Here is a 795-nt window from a genome sequence, read left to right as displayed (position 1 = left end):
GTTGACGTCACTCATGGTCGTCGGCATGGCAGCAGCTGGTGTTGCACTTGCACCTATGGCAATAGCAGTAGCAGGTTTTTTTATTGTTGCCGCTGTAGGTGCAGTAATGGGGTACGTAATAAATACATCTGGTGTTAAAGATAAGGCGCTTAAAGCTTTTCGTGAATGGAGTGCAAACACAACCATTAACCAACCTGACTTTCAGAATTCTGACTTGTATCAGGGAATGATGGTGGCGCCATGAAGATTAATCAAGAATATGATCACCCCCTCGAAAGTACGGGTGCTGATAGAGCACGCTGGGTAGAAAATCCAAATCCTGAGTATGCTGGTTTATGGGTAGTGGTAAAGTTTTTTTTAGCTATTTTTCTAGCGTTTCACTCAATTCCCCTTTTGTTCAGTTTAATTTTAGGGTTAACGCATCCACTGACACTATTTAATATTGGATTGTTATTTTTTGTTCCTACTATTGTTTTAGTGTCGGCTATTTTTAGGTCTAAGGGAGAAGAACCTGATGACTTGTATATAAGTAACCTAAGTGCTTGGATGTTACGTTTACTAATTGCTTTTGGCGCAAATATCGCAATCACTATATCAATCGATCTTGGTGCTTTTCCTTTTATATTCAGCGCACTTTTAATCTCATGTATCGTCATTGAGCTATTAGCTTACCTGACCTATCGTTCATATTCTGATGACATGATTCGAGAAATAATCGAAGAGAGAAAAATGCTTTCACCTGTGAATGAAAATAATGAATTCTGGTTCTTAACCAGAGGGGGCGATGTAGGCTCA

The 795-nt window shown here is 39.5% G+C and carries 2 protein-coding genes; both read left to right on the top strand.

All coding sequences use genetic code 11. The features are described from left to right. On the top strand, positions 1-244 hold a 244-nt coding region (locus D791_RS18635; protein ID WP_237748717.1), incomplete at its 5' end, for a hypothetical protein. Then, positions 241-795, top strand: a 555-nt coding sequence (locus D791_RS18630) for a hypothetical protein (RefSeq protein ID WP_036515067.1), incomplete at its 3' end; no start/stop codon positions are given. The genes D791_RS18635 and D791_RS18630, both read left to right, overlap by 4 nt.

This window comes from Nitrincola nitratireducens, assembly GCF_000585235.1.
Lineage (GTDB): Bacteria > Pseudomonadota > Gammaproteobacteria > Pseudomonadales > Balneatricaceae > Nitrincola > Nitrincola alkalisediminis.
Note: the sequence above shows the minus strand (reverse complement) of the source record. Positions and strands in the feature narration are given on the sequence as shown.